This is a genomic window from Acinetobacter sp. UNC436CL71CviS28 (assembly GCF_000620525.1).
GTDB lineage: Bacteria > Pseudomonadota > Gammaproteobacteria > Pseudomonadales > Moraxellaceae > Acinetobacter > Acinetobacter radioresistens.
The window spans coordinates 54,705-72,531 of sequence record NZ_JIBB01000002.1; the positions used below are offsets into that span (position 1 = coordinate 54,705).

The 17,827-nt window shown below is 44.6% G+C and carries 17 protein-coding genes; 3 read left to right on the forward strand and 14 right to left on the reverse strand.

Going from position 1 to position 17,827, the window contains the following annotated elements; all coding sequences use genetic code 11:
- Positions 1-7 precede the first annotated feature (7 nt).
- Entirely contained in the window at positions 8-973 is a 966-nt protein-coding gene (gene secF / locus N518_RS0101385; RefSeq protein ID WP_100222127.1) for a protein translocase subunit SecF, read from the forward strand.
- 49 nt (positions 974-1,022) lie between these two features.
- Here the strand turns inward: secF and N518_RS0101390 are convergent, their stop codons facing one another.
- The 14 genes from N518_RS0101390 to N518_RS0101455 all read right to left on the reverse strand — a co-directional run bounded on the left by N518_RS0101390 (position 1,023) and on the right by N518_RS0101455 (position 15,661).
- Positions 1,023-1,655: a 4'-phosphopantetheinyl transferase family protein gene (locus N518_RS0101390; protein ID WP_017400721.1), complete on the reverse strand. Its 633-nt coding sequence runs from the start codon at positions 1,653-1,655 to the stop codon at positions 1,023-1,025.
- 106 nt (positions 1,656-1,761) lie between these two features.
- On the reverse strand, positions 1,762-3,171 hold the full coding sequence (gene der / locus N518_RS0101395; protein WP_017400720.1) for a ribosome biogenesis GTPase Der: 1,410 nt from the start codon (positions 3,169-3,171) through the stop codon (positions 1,762-1,764).
- Positions 3,172-3,339: 168 nt separating this feature from the next.
- On the reverse strand, positions 3,340-4,488 hold the full coding sequence (gene bamB / locus N518_RS0101400) for an outer membrane protein assembly factor BamB (RefSeq protein WP_017400719.1): 1,149 nt from the start codon (positions 4,486-4,488) through the stop codon (positions 3,340-3,342).
- A complete protein-coding gene (locus N518_RS0101405) occupies positions 4,488-5,192 on the reverse strand; it encodes a YfgM family protein (protein ID WP_005016495.1) in 705 nt (234 codons plus the stop codon). Before N518_RS0101405 ends, bamB begins: the two co-directional genes overlap by 1 nt.
- 31 nt (positions 5,193-5,223) lie before the next feature.
- A complete protein-coding gene (gene hisS / locus N518_RS0101410; protein WP_017400718.1) occupies positions 5,224-6,519 on the reverse strand; it encodes a histidine--tRNA ligase in 1,296 nt (431 codons plus the stop codon).
- The gene (gene ispG, locus N518_RS0101415) at positions 6,516-7,631 is read right to left on the reverse strand and encodes a flavodoxin-dependent (E)-4-hydroxy-3-methylbut-2-enyl-diphosphate synthase (protein ID WP_005016500.1); all 1,116 of its coding nucleotides are present in this window, start codon (positions 7,629-7,631) and stop codon (positions 6,516-6,518) included. Before ispG ends, hisS begins: the two co-directional genes overlap by 4 nt.
- A 22-nt stretch (positions 7,632-7,653) precedes the next feature.
- Positions 7,654-8,457 (reverse strand): helix-turn-helix domain-containing protein, encoded by an 804-nt coding sequence (locus N518_RS0101420; RefSeq protein ID WP_005023389.1) that lies wholly within the window; start codon positions 8,455-8,457, stop codon positions 7,654-7,656.
- Positions 8,448-9,251 carry a type IV pilus biogenesis/stability protein PilW gene (gene pilW, locus N518_RS0101425; protein ID WP_005016505.1) on the reverse strand — a complete coding sequence of 268 codons (804 nt, stop codon included), beginning with the start codon at positions 9,249-9,251 and terminating at the stop codon, positions 8,448-8,450. Before pilW ends, N518_RS0101420 begins: the two co-directional genes overlap by 10 nt.
- Positions 9,252-9,275: 24 nt before the next feature.
- Positions 9,276-10,511: a 23S rRNA (adenine(2503)-C(2))-methyltransferase RlmN gene (gene rlmN / locus N518_RS0101430; RefSeq protein ID WP_026443927.1), complete on the reverse strand. Its 1,236-nt coding sequence runs from the start codon at positions 10,509-10,511 to the stop codon at positions 9,276-9,278.
- Positions 10,512-10,633: 122 nt separating this feature from the next.
- Entirely contained in the window at positions 10,634-11,065 is a 432-nt protein-coding gene (gene ndk, locus N518_RS0101435) for a nucleoside-diphosphate kinase (protein WP_005016515.1), read from the reverse strand.
- A gap of 114 nt (positions 11,066-11,179) precedes the next feature.
- The gene (gene iscX, locus N518_RS0101440; protein ID WP_005023385.1) at positions 11,180-11,380 is read right to left on the reverse strand and encodes a Fe-S cluster assembly protein IscX; all 201 of its coding nucleotides are present in this window, start codon (positions 11,378-11,380) and stop codon (positions 11,180-11,182) included.
- An 87-nt stretch (positions 11,381-11,467) separates the two neighbouring features.
- Positions 11,468-12,019, reverse strand: coding sequence for a phosphatase PAP2 family protein (locus tag N518_RS0101445; RefSeq protein ID WP_005023384.1), 552 nt, complete (start codon positions 12,017-12,019; stop codon positions 11,468-11,470).
- Positions 12,020-12,047: 28 nt separating this feature from the next.
- A complete protein-coding gene (locus N518_RS0101450) occupies positions 12,048-13,325 on the reverse strand; it encodes a glycosyltransferase family 4 protein (protein ID WP_026443928.1) in 1,278 nt (425 codons plus the stop codon).
- A gap of 146 nt (positions 13,326-13,471) precedes the next feature.
- Positions 13,472-15,661 (reverse strand): carboxy terminal-processing peptidase, encoded by a 2,190-nt coding sequence (locus N518_RS0101455; protein WP_026443929.1) that lies wholly within the window; start codon positions 15,659-15,661, stop codon positions 13,472-13,474.
- 194 nt (positions 15,662-15,855) lie between these two features.
- Here N518_RS0101455 and nagZ point away from each other — a divergent pair, with 194 nt between their 5' ends.
- Positions 15,856-16,881, forward strand: a complete 1,026-nt coding sequence (nagZ, locus tag N518_RS0101460; RefSeq protein ID WP_017400717.1) for a beta-N-acetylhexosaminidase — start codon at positions 15,856-15,858, stop codon at positions 16,879-16,881.
- 84 nt (positions 16,882-16,965) lie between these two features.
- Positions 16,966-17,820 carry a class I SAM-dependent methyltransferase gene (locus N518_RS0101465; protein WP_005023376.1) on the forward strand — a complete coding sequence of 285 codons (855 nt, stop codon included), beginning with the start codon at positions 16,966-16,968 and terminating at the stop codon, positions 17,818-17,820.
- Positions 17,821-17,827: the final 7 nt, after the last annotated feature.

The following is a 17,827-nucleotide window of genomic DNA, read 5'->3' on the forward strand; positions in this document are numbered from 1 at the left end:
GAGATCGATGATGACTGAGAATACTCAACCAAAGCAAAAACAGTACGGCCGTCCTGATAATGAGCGCGTTATCGACTTTATGAAAATTGCCTTACCGGCAGCTATTATCTCGATAATCCTTACTGTTGGTAGCCTGTTTTTTATCGTTACTAAGGGCCTAAATCTCGGGCTAGACTTTACAGGCGGTATCTCTGCCGAGCTGAACTATAAACAGGCAGCCAATCAGGGAGAAGTTATCCGTGCGCTAAATGATGCCGGTTTTAAAGATGCAGTTGTACAAACCTTGGGAAGCAATAGTGATCTCTTGATACGTATGCCCGCACAAGACATAAATGTTGAAGACCTCAACAGTGCCTTGACTAAAGCAGCCCAACTGCCAAATAACCCTGCTGAAGTTAGCAAGATTGATTCGGTAGGGGGACAGGTTGGTAATGAACTGTATGTACGCTCAGCAGGTGCAGTAGCGCTAGCACTTGTCCTGATGCTGATTTATGTCACCATCCGTTTTGAGTTCAAACTGGCAATCGGGGCAGTATTATCCTTGTTTCACGATATCATCGTGACAATCGGTATTTTCGCCATGATGCAGTGGCCATTTGACCTGACCGTACTGGCAGCACTTTTGGCACTTATCGGCTTTTCGCTAAATGACAATATTGTAGTCTCTGACCGTATTCGGGAAAACTTCCGTAAAATTCGTGGTGCTGAGCCACGCGAGATCGTTAATATTGCGCTTACCGAAACCTTGCGCCGTACCGTTCACACCTCAATGACCCTGTTACTCGTGGTTATTGCCATGATGCTCATGGGTGGTGAAGGTCTGCACTGGTTCTCTGTAGCCATGTTTGTAGGCGTATTTGTAGGTACTTATTCTTCTATTTATATTGGTACTTCATTTGCACTGTGGCGTGGTCTGAACCGTCAGGACTTTATCGTACAGGTAAAACCAGAGTTCGAGGATGAAATTCCATAATTTCACCCAAGAGCAATATTTCATTAAAGCCTATCTCCGGATAGGCTTTTTAATTCCGATAAATCTGAATACGCGGGAAAATAAATTCACCACAGCCCTGTCCGGTGCGCCAAGCGACGGTGATCAGGCTCTGGGCAACTTCAAAATGCTGGTAAGCAAAATACCCAAGAGATTCATGCTGCATCTGTGAGTTATCATACATGGGATGGACTTTGGTATTTATATCTTTCAGACTTAAACGGATGCCTAAACCACTGGCCTTTAAAATTGCTTCTTTCGCTGTCCAGACTTTAAACCAGTACAGCCTGTCTTTATCCATAGACTTCCAGGTTTGATATTCTTCTTCATGAAATGCATGTTGTGCCAAAGCATCCAGCTTTACTTGACGTTCCAGATCTTCAACATCAATTCCTATGTCCTGCTGCTCAGAACTGGTCACTAATGCATAGATTTTTTTACTATGGGTATGATTGATTGCCAGATTATGTTCTTTTAAGTACGGTTTACCGTGGCATGTACAAGCAAAACTTAAGGCAGTGATGGGCTGTCCCAGTATTTCACTCAGCAGACGATTTCGATAAGCGTAAATAGCCTGCTTACGCTGCTGGATTTGCTGGCGCAGTTCCTGTTGTGGATCAACCTGTTCGAAATGCTTCATAGCACAGATATCAACACGCAGCATATTTTATCCGGTTCACTAAATTACAAGCAGTATAACGGTTCATGATTAAACAAAAAAACCCAAATCGAAATTTGGGTTTTTAAATTCTGTTAAAGCACTATTTAGCTTAACGCTTGAATTTTTTCTCAGCTTTTTTAAATTTCTGGATATAACGACGGCGACGTGCAGCAGTACGCTCATCAAGCTGTGATTTACGTCCTTCGAATGGATTTTCTGAAGTTTTAAAATCGATTTTAACCGGTGTACCTTCAAGCTTATAAACTTTACGGAAAACATTTTCCAGATAACGGCGATAATCTGCAGGAGTCTTGTCGACCTTGTTACCGTGAATCACAATCGTTGGCGGATTTTGTCCACCCATATGAGCATAACGCATTTTAATCCGGCGGCCACCAACCATAGGTGGCTGATGTGCTTCGGTTGCATCATTAAGTATCTGTGTTAATTTAGCTGGTGATACTTTCAGGTGAGATGAATCATAAGCCCGATGGATTGAAGGATAAAGATCACCTACACCAGTACCATGTAATGCTGAAATCAGATGGATACGCGCCCAAGGAATAAAATCAAAACGGCGGTCTACATCCAGTTTACACTGCTTGCGATCATATTCAGACATGTTGTCCCATTTGTTGATCGCAATTACCATGGCCCGGCCAGCTTCAAGTGCATAACCGATCAGGTGTAGATCCTGCTCTACCACGCCCTCACGGGCATCGAGCACCACTACCACTACATGTGCATTTTTTATGGCTTGCAAAGTCTTTACTACCGAGAATTTCTCGATCATTTCATCGACTTTACCTTTACGGCGTACACCAGCAGTATCAATGAGAGTATATTGACGACCATCGCGCTCAAATGGAATATAGACTGAATCACGTGTAGTTCCAGGCTCATCATATGCAACTACGCGCTCTTCACCAAGCAACCGGTTAACCAGAGTAGATTTACCGACATTCGGACGGCCAATAATAGCCAGACGCAGGCCTGTAGCTTTATCAAGTTCTTCCGGATTCTCATCTTCAGGTACATCTGCCAGCACTTCTTCCAGCATCTGTGCCACACCGCGACCATGACTTGCTGCAACATGCATGGGCTCACCAAGACCGAGTTTATAAAACTCGACCACAGCTGCTTCTGCATGTACGCCATCTACCTTATTGGCTACCAGAAAGACTTTTTTGCCAAGTGTGCGTAGTTCACGCGCAATCTGTTCATCAGAGGCCAATAGCCCCGCACGCGCATCAACTACAAAAATAATGAGATCGGCTTCATGAATTGCAGTTTTAGACTGCTCTGCCATGTAAGAATCAATTCCCTGTTCGCTTTCGCCAATACCGCCTGTATCGACTACGATAAAGGATTTGTTTTGATACACAGCATCGCCATATTTGCGGTCACGTGTTAGGCCGGCGAAGTCGGCTACAAGGGCATCACGGCTCTTGGTAATCTGGTTGAACAACGTTGATTTTCCGACGTTCGGACGACCAATGAGCGCAATTACGGGTTTCATAGATTAACCTTTATTCAAGATCAGCCAGTTGGTCTGGTCTGAACATCAGAAACTTTGGAAGAAAATAATAGATCACAGATCTAAATAAAAACACGGGGCATTGAAATTTCAATTACCCCGCGTTTCAAAAAATACGGTTGGGTTTATTTTAGCACAAGCAGAGAAGAATTAACGATTCTGCCAGACGCTTAACGCTCCCTTTCTGGTAGAAACGTAGAGCTGCCCATCAATTACCTGTAGTGAACGTACTTCGCCACCGGTTTTAGAGCGACCTACCAGTTGCCCAGAGGCTGGATCAATCAAATGTAATACACCATCCAGATCACCAACCACCAGCTCTTGACCAAGTATCACTGGATTACTTAAACGACGGTTGAGCAGGCTATCATTCTGCCAGAGCTGTTCACCTGTCGTGAGATTAAATGCCGTGACTTTACCATCGTTCTGTGCAACAAAAACCGTGTTGTTAAAAACTTCCGGACGCTGTGTACTGCTGGCATCTTCACTCCAGACTACCTGTTGTGATGCCAGATCAGTTACAGTAACTTGCCCCTGATAACTGGTCGTCACCAAAAACTGGCCAGCCATCACAGGATCACCATCAATATCAATCAGGCGCTGCACATCCGAGCGACCGCTACTGACCGCTACACGGCGCTGCATACGCGGCACACCCGTTAATACATCCAAAGCATAAATATAGGCATTAGATGAAGCAATCAGTACTGTACGCGGATCAGCAGAAACTGGGGCTGCCTGGCCACGCAGACTAAACTGTGCATTTGGCAACCGGTATGCCCAGACCTCTTGCCCAGAGGCTAGGTCATGTGCAAAGACATTCCCATCATTTGCCACAGTAATAACACGACCAGCTTGTATCAGTGAGGGGCTGAGTAAAGCCCCTGATAACTGCGCAGTCCATAATTGCTTGCCTGTTGCCTGTTCCAGGGCAAACAGCTGACCTTTACGGTTACCGACAACAACCACGCCATCAGCTGCCTCAGCTCCGGCACTTAGCCCTTGCTTGCTGACACGAGTCTGCCAGAGACGCTGTTTACCACGAAAAGCTGCTACTTCGCCTTTAGGATCTACTGCAAAAATAACGCCGTTATCGACTGCGAGTCGTAACCGGAGTGGATCAGCTTCATCGGTAGAAGAAACATTTTGCGAAAATACAGGCACCAGACTTTTTGCTTGCGCAAGTTTTGGCAGTGGATTCGGTTTGGCCTCTTCTACTTTAATTTTATTACTTGAGCAACCGATCAGCGCAGCTGATAATACTGCCATTGCAAATGATATTTTATATTTTCTATCCATTAAGACTCATCCACTTGTGTTTCCAAAATAGGGCGTTCGATTTCAGGATCATCAACTAAAACGCCTACACTTTCGAGTTTAATTTGTAAAATTTGTCGTTCTTTTTTACGCTCAGCAAGTGCATCCCATGCGCTCTGATAAGCTTTTCTTGCTGAGGCAATATCATTTTTTGCCACATACACGTCGCCACGTGCTTCTTCAGCAGTAGCTTTAAAAGCCGGATCAGTTACATCAGCCAGAGTTTTAAGTGCCGCATCATATTTGTTTTGAGCCAATTGGGCATAAGCCAAGCGCAGTTTCAATACATGAACCAGACCTTCATCCTTGAGTTTAGTCGCTTCCACCCGCTTGAGTGCTTTTTCTGCTGCAGCATAATCACCACGGTCATAAGCCTGCTTAGCCATTACAAACTGGGCCTGAAGTGCATGTACAGAATCAGGCGCTTCTTTCACAATCTTGTCAGCAGATTGTGAAAGTGCATTCAGGGCATTAATATCCTGACTATTTACATTTCTGGCTTCATCCATAAGCTGCTGCACCTTGGCAGTACGCATCTGGTTCTCAGCCAGAGTTTTCTTTTGCCAGTATTCCCAGCCAAAAAAGGCAATTAACGCAATTAAAATACCGCTAATAATGGCAGAGCCATATTTTTTGGTAAATGACTTTAAATTATCTAGCTGGTCTTCATCACTTAATGCGTTCATGTGATTATCCTTTTTTGTTTATATTCTCGGCTTATTCGGAGGCAAGCTGTTCAATCAGGTACGGCGTAAGATTATCTATTTCAACTTCAACCTGCTCTGCATTTTCCAGACGTTTTACTGTCAGCTTCCGGTTTTCCCATTCGCGCTGCCCCAGAATCACGGCAAAAATTGCTCCAGACTGATCGGCCTTTTTCATTTGGCTTTTCATGCTGCCCTGTGATCCGGTTTTTAGGCGGAATGGACTGTTAGCTGCCTCAAACTGGTTACGGAACTGTTCTGCCATGACTAGGACTTTCCCCTGATAAGCAGGTTCTGCCAGCAAGAATATCTCGCAGTCACGCACGGCAGTATTATCTTCAACCTGTTCAAGCAGAAGTAATAAACGTTCCATTCCCATAGCAAAACCCACAGCCGGTACAGACTGGTCTGCTTTACCTTTAAGCTGGCCTACCAAACCGTCATAACGGCCACCGGCACACACTGTGCCCTGTGAGCCTAAATGAGTGGTGGTCCATTCAAAGACAGTTTTGTTGTAATAGTCGAGGCCCCGTACCAACTTTTGATTAATGACAAAACTAATGCCTGCATCAGTCAAATACTGTTGCAACAGGTTAAAGTGCGCCAATGTTTCCTCACCCATAAAGTCATGAAGTTTTGGCGCATTTTCTAAAATAGATTGAGTTTTAGCATCTTTAGAATCCAGAATCCGCAAGGGATTCGTGGTTAAACGGCGCTGTGAATCTTCATCCAGATCTGATTTATGTGATTCTAGAAATCTGACCAGTGCTGCACGGTAAGCTGCACGTTCATCAGCTTCACCCAAGGTATTTAGCTCTAACTGAACTTTCTCTGCCACCCCCATACGTTTCCACAGACGTGCAGTCATCAGAATCAGCTCTGCATCCATATCTGGCGTTGCTACACCAAAAGTTTCGACCCCAAACTGATGAAACTGACGATAGCGGCCTTTTTGCGGTTTTTCATAACGGAACATCGGACCGATATACCACACACGAGGCGTCGCTCCGCGCAGCAGGTTATGCTCAAGCATTGCACGCACACAGCCTGCCGTTCCTTCAGGACGTAATGTCAGAGACTCCGGCGGATTACCTTTGTCCAGAAATGTATACATCTCTTTTTCAACAATATCGGTTGCATCACCGATCGAACGTTTAAACAGATTCGTCTGTTCAACTATCGGCAAACGGATTTGTTGATAGCCATATGCATCCATCAAAGATGACAGGTGCTGCTCTAGACGTCTCCAGGCCAGGGTCTGTGCTGGAAGAATGTCATTAAAACCTTTGATTGCGACAATTGAACTCATGATGAACTACGAATGATCTCTTTAGATTTAGCTTCTTCAAGCTCGGAAACACGTTGACGAACCATAGTTTCGATTTCATCAACCAGCTGATTGGTATCAATTAAATGACTTTTTTCACCATTACGGTACACCAGTGAACGTGGACTTGCACCCACTACACCAATATCGGCTTCTTTAGCCTCGCCCGGACCATTGACCTTACAGCCAATTACGGAAACATCCATAGGTGTACGGATATCTTCCAGACGCTCCTCTAAAGCCTGCATAACTTTAATCACGTTGAATTCCTGACGTGAGCAGCTTGGACAGGCAATAAAGTTGATACCATTGGAGCGCAGACTGAGCGATTTTAAAATATCAAAACCGATTTTAATTTCTTCTTCAGGTTCAGCCGCCAAGGAAATACGCATGGTATCTCCGATGCCTTCCATTAACAAACCGCCTAGCGCAATGGCGGATTTGACAGAGCCTGTCCGGTAGACACCTGCCTCAGTCACACCTAGATGCAGCGGATTATCAATCTGCTGTGACAAGAGGCGATAAGCATCCATAGTCAGAAATACATTAGAAGCTTTAACCGAAACTTTAAACTCCTGAAAATTCAGGCGATCAAGAATGTCAATATGGCGCATCGCTGACTCAAGCAATGCCTGCCCGGTCGGTTCACCATATTTTTTCTGAATGTCCTTTTCCAGTGAACCAGCATTTACTCCAATACGCATAGAGATATCATGATGTCTGGCTGCAGCGACTACTTCACGGATTTTGGCTTCAGAACCAATATTTCCAGGATTAATACGCAGGCAATCTGCGCCAAAATCAGCAACAGCCAAGGCAATTTTATAGTCAAAGTGAATGTCAGCCACCAAAGGCACACTTACTTGCTTACGGATTTCACCAAATGCCTTTGCCGCTTCCATACTTGGCACTGAAACCCGCATGATATCCGCTCCTACATCTACACAGCGCTGAATCTGTGCAACTGTTGCAGCCACATCACAGGTTTCGGTATTGGTCATACTCTGGATACTGATGGGAGCATCACCTCCCACATACACTGAACCGACACGGATTTTACGTGTCGGCCGGCGTTTAATCGGATTTTCAATCATTGCATCGCTCTACTGTTGCGAATTAGCGAGACAAACGGAATTCTGCTTTTCCGTTCACCGTATATGGAGACAATGAAATCTGCTCACTATTTAAACTGAGTGATACTGCGGTCGCATCATCAAGACGGATCTGATATGGGCTTTCACCGCTTAGTGTCAGGGTGGAATCCTGACGTCCTGTCGCCAGCACCTTACCTGTCGCATCAACTATATGAACAGAGGTAGGCCGGGTAAAATTCAAGACCAGCTGATCACCAGATGCTGCTGCATTCGGACTGTTATCCAGATCAACAACCTGAACCTCTGACTGGGCTACAGCTGGACGCTCAGTTTCGTCCTTTTTACCTGATGTCCAGTTCTGGATAGCAGCCACCACCAGCCAGACTAGCAGTAGAATCACAGCTGCCACAATAGCCCGTTTTATCCATTTTCGGTTACGGTCACTGTTAGAACCAGGCAGTTTACCCATAATTTTAATCGGGGAGTTATTCAGTGCATGATTTGGCAGCAGGCCGGTATCATTGGCATAAATCTCATCAAACCGCTGGATAATGGCAGTTGCATCTGTACCCAGATACTTAGCATAAGAGCGGTAATAACCTTTAATAAATGCTGCCTCAGGCAGGGTTTTATAATCATCCTGCTCAAGCGCCTTCAAAGTCTTTAAAGGTATTTTAAGGTCAGCCGCCACAGTTTCAAGTTCAAGGTTTTTTGCAATACGGATATGGCGTAAATACTCACCAGGACGCTGAACATTTCCTAACGCATTCGGCGCTACGTTAGAGCTAGAACCAGTAGGTTGCTGTGAATTAGGATTTACTTCCATACGGCCTCAGTACTGTGCTGTAATTGCAAATAACGTTGATATTCTTGGCTGTCCGGGAACAAGGCACGTAACTGGTTCACCAAAACTTGTGTTCCCATTTTATCATCATTGGCACGCGCAATTCGAATTCCGATCCAAAGAGCACGCGCACCCTGATTCTTTTGCCCTACACGACGCACATATTGTTCATAAAGCTGTGTAGCAGCAGGAATCTGTTGCCGCAAATAGAAAATTTCCGCTAACTCTAACATTGAAATGGAAGAATCGCGGTTAGCTTGCAATGCCTGTTTGAATGTTTTTTCAGCATTCGCAACATTGCCGAGCTTAAGATAAATTCGTCCCAGATTTTCAAGCGCCTGGTAACGCTGCTCATAGCCTAAAGTTGCACCAGCAATTTCCAGTTGTTCGATCGCATCTTTATAACGACCGATCTGGTACAAATAGGCGCCATAATTATTACGCGCCTGTGCATTTTTAGGCTCAATTGAAATAGAGCGTCTGAAATAACTCTCAGCCTTGTCCAGATTTAGCTGACTCCCCTCTTGCTGGAGCAGTACTCCCATCATCATGTTCGCAGTGGCGTCTCTGGAATCAACTTCAAGTGCCTGGTCTAGTGCCCGTTTAGCAGCATCCAGATCACCCGATTTAATATATTCCGCTGCCAGCTGGGTTCGAACCTTGACTGCCTTTTCTGGATCCTTACTGAGGGTATCAGGAGTCTGGCAAGCAGTAACAAGCAAGGCCGACAAAGTCACTGTAAGTAATACAAATGTTTTATACACCGGCTTTCTCAACTGCTTTTCTCCTCTCAGGTTTATCTATCCATGAGAGCGCATAATTTCATTGCGCTCTGCTACTTTCTTTTTCCATTGTTCAGCACGACGGGTACGGTCCGCAACCTGTCCCACCAGCTGGCCGCAGGCTGCATCGATATCATCACCACGAGTCTGACGAATCGTACACACAAAACCCGCATCCGACAAAGCTTTTTGAAAAGCAATAATACGGTTGCGGCTAGAGCGGCCATAAGGAGCATGCGGGAACGGATTAAACGGTATGAGGTTAATTTTGCTTGGCAGGTTCTTTAACAGCCTGATCATCTGCTGGGCATGCTCAAGTGAGTCATTTACCCCGTCCAGCATGACATATTCAATCGTAACGTGTTTGCGTGCACTTTCATTGCCATCTTTATTGATGTAACGCTGACAGGCAGCAATCAGCTGCGCCAACGGATACTTTTTATTGATGGGAACCAGCTCATTACGCAGTTCATCATTTGGCGCATGTAAAGAAATTGCCAGGGCTACATCAATATCCTGTGCCAGCTGGTCAATTTTAGGCACTACACCTGAAGTCGACAATGTGACACGGCGCTTGGACATCCCATAAGCAAAATCATCCAGCATAATATGCATGGAGCTTAAAACCGCATCATAGTTTAAAAGCGGTTCGCCCATTCCCATCATGACCACATTGGTCACGGAGCGGGTGCGTTCAGCTACCGGTACATCTTCCATATAAGACTGGTTAGCTATCCATAACTGCCCGATAATTTCATCAGGTGTTAAGTCACGCTGAAAACCCTGTTTACCGGTAGAGCAAAACGAGCAGTCCAAAGCACAACCGACCTGTGAAGAAATACATAGGGTTTTGCGCAAACCGGTCTTATCTTCTGCTGGAATCAGTACGGTTTCTACCAGTGAGCCTGTGCCATCTCCAACACGAAAAACCCATTTACGCGTACCGTCTTTAGAATAATGACGGTGCACCACTTCAGGTGCCTTGATTTCACATAACTGTTCTAGCTTGGCACGCAGCTTTCCAGAGATATTGGTCATCTCGGCAAAGTCGGTCACAAAATATTGATGCATCCATTTCATCACCTGACCGGCACGGAACTTTTTCTCTCCAAGCTTTTCGAAAAAATTTTCCAGCTCAGCACGAGACATGCCCAGCAGATTCACCTTTTTCAGCGCACTATTTGAGGCTTGAGTAGCAGGTGAAGGCTGTTGTTCATCTGTTGACGGAGATGAAACGACCACTTCAGAACTCATGTGTATTACCTAACTCATGTCAGAGATCAATGGGAGTTGCTCAATATTCAAGCAATAAATTCTTTAGAGAATAAAAAAACCAGATAAGTATAATAACACTTATCTGGTTTAAATGCTGTCAATTAACGAGTGCGTGGGCAGATCTCGTTGTCAGCAAAGAAGTAAGCAATTTCACGCTCAGCAGATGCAACTGAGTCTGAACCGTGAGCAGCATTTTCATCAATAGAAGTTGCGAAATCTGCACGGATAGTACCAGGAGCTGCTTCTTTCGGGTTAGTGGCACCTAGAATGTCACGGTGAGCAAGCACTGCATTTTCACCTTCAAGTACAGATACAACTACTGGACCAGAAGTCATGAATGCAACCAGGTCACCAAAGAAACCGCGTTCTTTATGTTCAGCATAGAAGCCTTCAGCTTCAGCTTGAGTCAGGTGTTTCATTTTAGTTGCAACGATTTTTAGGCCAGCTTTTTCAAAACGAGCAAAAATATCACCGATGTGGTTTTTAGCTACTGCATCTGGCTTAACAATAGATAGAGTACGTTCAACTGCCATGATTGGCTCCTTAACTGAAAATTTAAACGTCAAAAAATTTGGCGCATTATACCTGAGGTCATACGCGATAAGCAGCTTTGAATATGTAAAAAGTTTAGGTTTTTTTAGCTATTTTTAGCGGACTTCATCAATCCAGGCCATTTGAATCGCTTCAAGTAGTCCTTCATTTGATTTTTCTGGATTATCACTAAACTCAGGTAATGCACAAACCCAGGCATGCAGGTCAGTAAAGCGCACCCATTGTGGGTCCACTTCAGGGTGTGCTTCAGAGAGCTCAATGGCAATATCAATGGTATCTGTCCAGCGTAAGCCCATAATCCAAGTTTCCATCATTTATTTACTGTTACGCTACTTTATCAATTCCATCTGGGTAGAGATAGTCTGGACATAAAAACTTATAACTTAAAGTATAAGCTCAAACCAAGGAGCGCAGTAGATCAATACTCCTGCAACGCCTGCACCCAGAATAGCGCCAACCAGTACATCACTCGGATAATGCAGTCCTAGAACCATGCGTGAAACAGCTACCAATACCGTAAAAGGCAGCATAAGTATCATGAGTACAGGCTGTACATAGCCCAAACTTACCGTCGCCAATACTGCATGTAGCGTATGTCCTGAAGGAAAGCTGAAGTGATCCAGAGGGCGCTCACCCAGAATGATGACCTGATGTACCTGATAAGGTCTGGGTCGAGTAGTTTTACATTTTAAGAATTTATAGAGACCTGTTCCAAGCAGCCCACCCAATGATAAATAGATAATTTGCAGACTATAAGCCAATCCTTTAAGCATCCAGACAGCTGCCAGCATTACATACCAGAAAGCTCCATCGCCTAGCCGGCTGATTATTTTAAAAAACAGGGCTATACGCTGTGAATGGGAAAAGTGATTAAGATATAGGCAACCTTTTAAATCAAGGTCTAATATTCTAATTTTGGCATTTCTAAATCTCATTATTATTCTCCTCTTTAGAAAAAGGATGCTAGGTGGTCATGACGGACTCCTGCACGACTTGGTAGAGCGCCTGCTCAAGCTGTTGTACTGGCTGCTGCCAGCCTGCATGCTGAACCCGCTTGCGGGCGTTTAGGCCCATTGTTCTTAAAACAGCATTCTCAGGCAGGTTCTCAATTGCCCTGCTTAAATCATTTATATCTTTTAAAGGGCTGAGCCACCCCGTTTGCCCGTGTTCAACATATACATGGGCACAAGCATAATCATAAGCGATTACAGGTAAACCGCTAGCCATCGCTTCTAAAACTACATTTCCAAATGTTTCGACCTGGCTGGCAAAAGCAAATACATCAGCACTAGCGTATGTAGTCGCCAATACTTCTCCACTTAAATTACCAGTAAAGATCACATTCGAATTCTGGACCATTTTTTGTAAGCGTGAACGGTCCGGTCCATCGCCAACAATGACTAATTTAGGTGATGACTCTTTATTGCTATAGAGCCGTGCATGACTTTCAATCAGCACATCTACTTCTTTTTCAGGAGAAAGCCGCCCCACATATAACAGAACTTTCGTATCGGCAGTTACTCCCCAGCTTTTACGCAACTGCTCAGAGCGTTTCTTCGGATTAAATTGTTGTGGATCTACTCCACGCGCGATCACTTTTAAAGGGCAAGAGACCCCCATATCTTTTAGCAACTGCTCGGTATCCTTGCTGGGTATACAGGTCAATTGGGTACTATTATGAAACCAGCATAAATATTTCTGGACAGGTTTCACCAGAAAAGCCAAATCAAAGAAACGGCTAAAATCCTGAAAAGGAGAATGAAAACCGCTTGAAACAGGAATACCAGCTGACTTTGCCGCCTGTAATGCTGTTAATCCTAGCGGCCCTTCTGTCACAATATGCACCACATGAGGCTTGAAATCATCTAGTGCCTGGGAAACCTTTAAATACTGGGGCCAGCCAAAATGCAGTCCCGGATAGCGTGGAATCGCTTGCGAAACCACCAGACATTCCCGGTTGGGAGTAAAATGTGGACATGTCTGATGCTGATGTGGCCGGATGAGTAAAATTTTATGGCCTTGCTGTTGCAGACCTTTACAAAGCTGTAGCAAAGATAAAGCTACGCCATTAATTTCGGGTGGCCAAGTTTCGGTGACCAAGGCAATTTTCAGGCGTGGACGGACTATTCCCTGAATCAGCTCAACTTCAGAGGTAGAATTAAGCTGCTGGTTTTTAAAATAGAATCTGAAATTTTCTGGAAAATCCTGCTGCTTGAAGGCTGTAGCGTATGGATTAGACATACGTCACCTGACTGATCTAGTTATTCTCATATATTCACTATAGAAGTCATGCTTGACAGAAATATGATCAGGTCATGACAGTTTTCTGACAGCTCATATAAAAAGCACGCCGAAGCGTGCTTTTTTCACTGATACACCCTAGTGTTTTAAGCTTGACCTTTTAACTTGGCATAGTCTAAAAGCACATTTGCAGCTTCAGAAACGAAGGTTTCTTCCTCGGGTAATGGTGGACGTTGAGTAGCTTTCATCTTGGCACGTGATTCTGCTAATGCTTCCAGTGAAGCCTGATAGCTTTCCCAATTAGCATAAGGTTTTTGGCCTGCGATTTGGCGACGGGCATTTTCAGCAGCCAAGGTTTTCTGTTCAAGATCCTTTAACTCAGCCTTGCGTTGATCAATGTCCAGCGCAAGCTGTTTTTTCTCTTTGCCGGCCTGAGAGATGGCTTTACGTTGTTCCAGATACTTAAATTGTGGATCAAGCTTTACGCGCTGGCTGGATAACTGGGCCAGTTGGGCAACATAAGGCTGAATAGATCCTTCACGCTTGAAAGGTGCAGTTGGAATAGTATCCCACTTTAAGGCATTTTTAGCTTTACGCTCGCCAAATTCCTCATCATAAATATCGACCAGTTTAATATCAGGAATGACACCCTTATTCTGGGTACTGCCACCTGTAACGCGGTAGAATTTACGCTGTGTCAGTGTAGCCTGTCCATATGCCAGAGTATCCAGCTGCACTTGAGCAGTCCCCTTACCGGTGGTAGTACTGCCAATTACAATACCACGCTCATAATCCTGAATAGCTGCTGAATAGATTTCACTTGCTGAAGCAGAAGCCAGATTGACCAGTACCGCCAATGGGCCGGCATAGGTTTGTAATCCACCATCATTATCTTCAAAGACGCTGACATTACCGTTACCATCACGGATTTGCACTACCGGGCCTTCCTTGATGACCTGACCCAGCATACGTGCGACTTCTTCTAGTGAGCCTCCAGGATTATTGCGCAGATCAATAATTATTCCTTCTACATTTTTAGCAGAAAGTGCACGTAATGCATTATTGGTATCCTCTGAAACCGAGCGATACTCCGTACCTGCACGACGTGCGCGGTAGTTCAGGTAGAATGACGGAATTTCAATTACACCAAACACATGTTTTTTACCATCACGGTTGATTTCAACCGTCCGTGAACGGACTCCTGCATCTTCTTCCTGAATGACATCACGAACTAAAGTGACGGTACGGGCCTGTCCCATTGAAGCTCCACTACCTAAAAGCTTTAAGGTTACTTTGGTGCCACGCTTGCCTCGAATCAGTCCAACAATTTCTGCACTTGGCCAACCAATGACGTCAATCATTTTGCCGCCATCTTGTGACACCCCGATAATTCGGTCACCAGATTTCACTTGTCCCGATTTACCAGCCGGACCACCTTCTACAATTGTTTCAATTTTAGTGTAGTCTTCATTACCACGTTCCGGCCGGATTGATACCCCGATGCCTTCAAGCTGTAAAGTGGTCTGACGGTTCAGCTCCATTGCATCAATTGGCGGGAAATAGTTACTGTGCGGATCATAAGTTGCCAGCATAGCATTCAAGGTTTTGTCCAGCACATCGTCACTCTTAATGCGACTGATACGTTCCAGCTGACGGGTATACCGTTTGGTGAGGGTCTGAACCGGGGACAAGTCCTCAAAACTGGAAAGATCCTGGCCGTTTGCCAGCTCCGGGTTATCTTTAATCGCTTTTTGCTTGGCCAGTTCTTCTTCTTTAGTGATAGTCAGGTTAATCAGCTGGGACACCAGCATTTTCCGCCAAAAATCTTGCTGCTCGGCAGTTGTTTTAAAATAAGGTGCCTTCTCTCGGTCCGTTTCAATGAAGACATTCGGCTGTTTCAAATTCTGCTGTTTCTTAAGTTCATTAAGCATGAACTGGTAAAACGCAGCTAGACGCTGACGGTACTGTGCATGAATTGTATAGGGTCCAGACAGATCTCCCGCCTTTAAGGATGCGCCAAAATTTGAACCGTATTTATTTTTATATTGCTCGACTTCCGGCTGTAGAAATAGTGAATGGTCTGGATCAAGGCTGTCCAGATACATCTCCAGAATCCGATTGGATGTCTGGGCATCAAGACGCATATTTAAGTAATGCTGACGGTCTACCAAAGTTGCCAACTGACGTGAAACCAGAGCCTGTTCCTGGGTCGGCTGAAGCGATACAGAAGAAACAGCCGTTTGATTGGTTGCAGCAGTTGCCTGACTAATGGCATGTGAAAAGAACAGTCCCCCAGTTGCCACTGCAACTGCACAAGCGAGCATTTGAAGTTTCATAAATAATTAATACTTCCTTGGATATTCCCAATTACACCACGATGTTTCCGAAATGAACAAAGCGAATTCAATATCTTAAACAGGCCGAAAAGTTGTATCGTGTAGTTTTATCATATTCTGTACCCACAAAATGTAGCAAAACATTGCTGAATTCAGGTATTGTTTTAATTAAAGATCTTAATACGGAACCCCATATGATTGGCGCACTAATGCTCGATATCGCCGGTACAACCCTGACCTTAGAAGATATTGAACTATTAAAGGCTCCGCAAGTCGGCGGCATGATTTTATTTTCACGGAATATTGAGTCTCCTGAACAGGTCCGTACGCTGACTGATCATATGCGCCTGATTCGTCCAGATATTTTAATTGCGGTAGATCAGGAAGGTGGCCGGGTACAGCGCCTTAAAACCGGCTTCACCCTGCTACCTGCCATGGGCCGTTTTGGTGAAGTCTATCAGCAGAATCCAGAAGCTGCTCTGGACCTCGCAGAAAAATGTGGCTGGCTTATGGCAACTGAAGTTCTTGCTGTAGGGATCGATTTTAGTTTTGCGCCCGTGCTCGATATCAATGCCATTAGTGATGTCATTGGTGACCGGGGTTTTGCTTTGACCCAGGCTGATATTATTCCTCTCGCACACGCTTTTATTCAAGGTATGCACCGTGCCGGTATGGCCACTACAGGTAAACATTTCCCAGGCCACGGTAATGTCAAAGCAGACTCTCACGTGGCCGCTGCCATTGATAACCGTAGTTATGATGAAATTTATCAGAATGACATGCAGCCCTTTATTCAATTACAGTCCGAACTGGATGCACTCATGCCGGCTCATGTGATTTATGAACAGGTTGATTCTAAACCAGCCGGTTTTTCCGAGTTTTGGGTACAACATATTTTGCGTAACGAACTTAAATTTGATGGTGTATTATTTTCAGATGACCTGACCATGCAGGCCGCTTGTGTGGCTGGTGGTGCTGATGCGCGTATACAAGCTGCACTGCAAGCTGGCTGTGATATGGGTCTGGTTTGCAATGACCGTACAGCTGCCCGTCTGGCACTGAGCGCCATTCAGGATTTCCCATTACCAGACCAGCAACGCCTGGAACGGATGCGCGGTAAAATCCCAGATATTTTACCTAAATCAGGACTTGAACTGGGTACCGAATGGCAACAAATCAAACAGGAAATTGAAGCATTTAAAGCCAATAGCTGCCATTAAGCGGTTAAAGTCAAAAGAGCATTACACATGCTCTTTTTTCTTATATAAATAGCAACTGATTAAAATAAAAATGAGGATTTATTCATGACACGAGAGCTGTCTAGACACCGGCATATTTCTTTTACTGCTCATTATACTGGTTATATTTGGTATCAGATGGGAATTTCACATCCTGAACTTGCTACGTCCAAGGGTAAAAGTCTGGCGATGCTGGTTAAACCGGTAGAAAGCTGGGCAGAGAAATTTATAGGCGCCAGTATGCGCAGCTCTTTGAAACAGCGTCATGAAATGCTAGATGATGCGCTTAAACAGTTGCTTGAGCAAACACCAAATTTACAGGTTCTGGAAATTGCCTGTGGATTATCACCACGTGGTTGGTGGTTTAGAAAACATTATCCACAAATCGACTATCGTGAACTGGACTTGCCAGCAATGGCACACATCAAACAACAAGCACTACAACAGATTGACCCTAATAGCCCAGAAGTTTTATCTGTTGATTTATTTAGTGAAAACTTTAAACAGGTTTTTGAAATTTTTGATCCTAAACGTCCTTTAGTTGTTATCAGTGAAGGATTAGTCAACTATTTTGACCTGACTCACTTAAAACAGCTGATCAGCAATATTTCTCTTTATGGCAGTAAGTTTAGAACATTACATTATCTGACCGATCTTTATCCCCAGCCCCAAGGCAGACGTCTGGCAAAGGTCATGTGGAGCAGCAGTAAATTATTAAAATGGATGTCACGTAGTGCTTTTACTTTCCATTTTCAAAATCCGGCTGAAGTACAGCAATTTATACAGAACGCAGGTTTTGATGAGGGTGAGGTTATTCAACCTGCAGATTCTCTTTATTCAAAAGGCTCCAAGCCGGCTCAAGAGGCCCGGTCACACGATATTGTCTGGATGGTTCATGCACAAAAAAAACAGCGTATATGACGCTGTT